This is a genomic window from Thioalkalivibrio versutus, assembly GCF_001999325.1.
In the GTDB taxonomy this organism is placed as follows: Bacteria; Pseudomonadota; Gammaproteobacteria; order Ectothiorhodospirales; family Ectothiorhodospiraceae; genus Thioalkalivibrio; species Thioalkalivibrio versutus.
Map to the genome: position 1 here is coordinate 1 of NZ_MVAR01000053.1, position 3,684 is coordinate 3,684.

Sequence of the window (3,684 nt, forward strand, 5' to 3'; positions counted from 1 at the left end):
GATGGTGCCTGGGAGGGGTTGTGAGTGCGAATGATAACCCCCGCCCCGTCATTGCGAGGAGTGCAACGACGAAGCACAAAAGCAGCGAAGCTGCGTTGAACGGCCAAAGGCCGGCCCGAAGGACGAGCGCAGCGAGTAATCTCCTGATGCTGGCACTGCGCGACTGATCAGATTCCGGTGGTTACGGACGGAGATTGCCGCGTCGCCTTCGGCTCCTCGCAATGACGGGGCGGGGGTTATCATTCGCACTCACAACCCCTCCCAGGCACCATCACCGGCAAACCCCAGGCCCCACAACGCATGAGCACCCACCACTCCGGCACTCCAAAGGACCACCCCCAGGCCCCGCGCCTGCGCGTGCTGCTGGGCGAGGTCACGGCCATGGGCCCGGGCAAGGCCATGCTGCTAGAGGCCATCCGCGACAAGGGCTCGATCTCCGCGGCCGCGCGCAGCGTCGGCATGTCGTACCGCCGCGCCTGGGACCTCGTCGAGACCATGAACCAGAGCTTCCGCGAGCCCATGGTGGCCACCGCCAAGGGCGGCTCCGGCGGCGGCGGGGCCCAGGTCACCGCCTTCGGCGAGACCGTACTGGCACGCTACCGCGACATGGAACGCCAAGCCTGCGAGGCCCTGCGCGACGAGCTGCACGCCTTCGCCGACTTCCTCGCCGACGACCCCAAGCCGTAACCCCGACCCCAGCCTTGACGGGTCTCCCTGGCCCCCGCATCATTGCGCCTACCGATATGCAAACTGAAATATAACGAAACGCATATCCACCCAGACAAGAGCCGCGTCGCTGCGAGGAGCAACGCGACGAAGCACAAAAGCAGCGAAGCTGCGTTGAACGGCCAAAAGCCGGCCCGAAGGGCGAGCGCAGCGAGTAATCGCCAATGGAACCACCCGAGTCCACCAAGACCCAGCCACAGGGAACAACCTACACCATGCACCTGCGCGCCCTCCTCCTGACCCTGCTGCTCCTGCTACCCGGCCTGACCACCGCCAACGGCCCGCTGACCATCGCGGCCGCCTCCGACCTGCGCTTCGCCCTGGACGAGATCCTGGACGCCTACCGCGAGGCCCACCCGGACGATGCCGTACGCGTGACCTACGGCTCCTCCGGCCGCATGACCACGCAGATCATGAACGGCGCCCCCTACGACGTGTTTTTCTCCGCCGATATCGCCTACCCACAGAAGCTGCGCGCCGAGGGCCACGCGGTGACCGAGCCGGAGGTCTACGCCATCGGCCGCATCGTGCTGTGGAGCAACCGCATGGATGCCTCGGAAATGACACTGGAAGACCTGCTACGCGACGACATCCGCCGCGTCGCCATCGCCTCCCCCACCCACGCCCCCTACGGCGTGCGGGCAATGGAGGCGCTGAAATCCGTCGGCATCTGGGACGACCTGCAACCGAAGATCGTCAACGGTGACAACATCGCCCAGACCGCGCGCATGATTCAGGCGGGCGGCGCCGAGATCGGCATCATCGCCCTGTCGCTGGCCGAGTTCCCGGACCTCGCCGAACACAACTACCATCTGATCGACGACGCCCTGCACGAACCCCTCACCCAGGGCTTCATCATCACCCGACGCGGTGAACACAACGACACGGCCCACCGCTTCGCCGAGTACATGAACGGCGACACCGCCCGCGACATCATGCGCCGCTACGGCTTCGTGATGCCCGGCGAGGCCCTCCCCGAAGACGGGCCCGCCAACACGGCCGCGGCAGCCCCGTAACCGGCCATGTTCGAGCTCAGCCCCACGGACTGGATGGCGATCGAGGTCACCCTCAAGCTTGCGCTGTACACCACGCTGATCCTGCTGGTGATCGCCACCCCCATCGCCTGGTGGCTGGCCAACGGCCGCGCCCCCGGCGGCCTGCGCACGACGATCCAGGCACTGGTCGCCCTGCCGCTGGTCCTGCCGCCCACCGTGCTTGGCTTCTATCTGCTGGTCCTGCTGGGCCCGGCCGGCCCGGTCGGCAGCACGCTGGAGAACCTGGGCCTGAACCACCTGGCGTTCACCTTCCAGGGCATCCTGATCGCCTCAGTGATCTACTCCCTGCCGTTCGCCGTGCAGCCCCTGCAGCAGGCCTTCGCCAACCTCGGCCGCCGCCCCACCGAGATCGCCGGCTCGCTGGGCGCGGGGCGCATGGACCGCTTCTTTACCGTGGTCCTGCCGATGTCGCGCGGCGGCTTCATCGTCGCCGCCACGCTCGCCTTCGCCCACACCCTCGGCGAGTTCGGCGTAATCCTGATGCTGGGCGGCGCCATCCCCGGCGAGACCCAGGTGCTGTCCATCCTGATCTACGACCACGCCGAGGCGATGGACTTCGCCTCCGCGCATCGCCTGTCGCTCGGGCTGCTCATCTTCGCCTTCGTGGTGCTGTTCGTGGTCTACGCGATCAACCGTCGCTTCGACACGGTGCGCCTGTGACCCGACCCACGAGCGAAACACTGCGCATCCAGGCCCGGCTGGAACGCCCCGGCTTCACGCTGGACGTGGACACGGCCTTCCCGCTGGAGGGCGTGACCGCCCTGTTCGGCCGCTCCGGCTGCGGCAAGACCACCCTCCTGCGCATCATCGCCGGCCTGGAGCATCCGCCCGGCGCCGAGGTGCACTTCGGCGACACCATCTGGCAATCCGGCAAGACCTTCGTCCCGCTGCACCGCCGCCGCGTCGGACTGGTGTTCCAGGAGTCCACCCTCCTCCCGCACCTCTCCGTGCGCGGCAACCTGCTCTACGGCTACAAACGCACCCCGGAGCCCCTGCGCCGCCTGCACCTGGACGAGGTCGCCGACCTCCTCGGCATCACCGAGCTGCTGGAGCGCCGCGCCGACCAGCTCTCCGGAGGCCAGCGCCAGCGCGTGGCGCTGGGCCGCGCCTTGCTCATCAGCCCCGACCTGCTGCTGCTCGACGAACCGTTGAATGCGCTGGACACCCAGACCAAGCGCGAGATCATGCCCTTCCTCGCCCGCCTGTCCGACAGGACCGGCATCCCCACCCTGCTGGTCACCCACGCCCCGGACGAGGTCGAACGCCTCGCCCACCGCGTCACCTTCATGCACGACGGCCAACTCGAACGCCTGGAACCCCTGCGCGAGGCCCTCGCCCGCCCCGATTCCCCCCTGTTCCGCGACGAGGGCGCCGTATCTGTCCTGCAGGGCGAGCTGGGTCCGCCAGACGAACACGGCCTGCACCCCTTCGGCTCCCCGGACGCACGCTATCGCGTTCCGGCCACGCCCGGCTCCACCAACGGCGCCGGCAGCGAGGCCCGCCTGCGCATCGACGCCCGCGACGTCTCCATCGCCCTGACCCCACCCCAGGACGTCTCCATCCTCAACATCATCCCCGTCACCATCGAAGCCCTGGACGAGGCCCCCGGCCACCACGGCCCCGCCCGCATCCTCGCCACCTGCCGCCAGGACGACGGCCAGACCCTGATGGCCGAACTCACCCGCCTCTCCACCGAACGCCTCGGCCTCCAGCCCGGTACCCGCGCCCACGCCCTCGTCAAATCCGTCGCCTTCCTCGACTGAGCGGCCTTCACGCGGGCGCCAACCGGCACTACACCTTCGAAGCGTTCGCCAAACCATATTGCCCGTGCCAGAATCCGGCTGACGACCATGCAAAATGGCCACCACCCAACCCACCACGTATGAGCTGGTCTAATTTCCGT

Annotated in this window: 4 protein-coding genes; all 4 read left to right on the forward strand. The window is 68.2% G+C overall.

Annotation, left to right across the window (positions count from 1 at the left end):
* Window positions 1–300 precede the first annotated feature (300 nt).
* On the forward strand, window positions 301–687 hold the full coding sequence (locus tag B0684_RS13590; protein WP_018176418.1) for a winged helix-turn-helix domain-containing protein: 387 nt from the start codon (window positions 301–303) through the stop codon (window positions 685–687).
* 254 nt (window positions 688–941) lie between these two features.
* On the forward strand, window positions 942–1,742 hold the full coding sequence (modA, locus tag B0684_RS13595) for a molybdate ABC transporter substrate-binding protein (protein ID WP_026304792.1): 801 nt from the start codon (window positions 942–944) through the stop codon (window positions 1,740–1,742).
* 6 nt (window positions 1,743–1,748) lie between these two features.
* Window positions 1,749–2,441 (forward strand): molybdate ABC transporter permease subunit, encoded by a 693-nt coding sequence (modB, locus tag B0684_RS13600; protein WP_018176420.1) that lies wholly within the window; start codon window positions 1,749–1,751, stop codon window positions 2,439–2,441.
* Complete coding sequence (gene modC / locus B0684_RS13605) at window positions 2,438–3,544, forward strand: molybdenum ABC transporter ATP-binding protein (protein WP_018176421.1); 1,107 nt, start codon at window positions 2,438–2,440, stop codon at window positions 3,542–3,544. The genes modB and modC overlap by 4 nt, the downstream gene beginning before the upstream one ends.
* The last annotated feature ends 140 nt before the right edge of the window (window positions 3,545–3,684 follow it).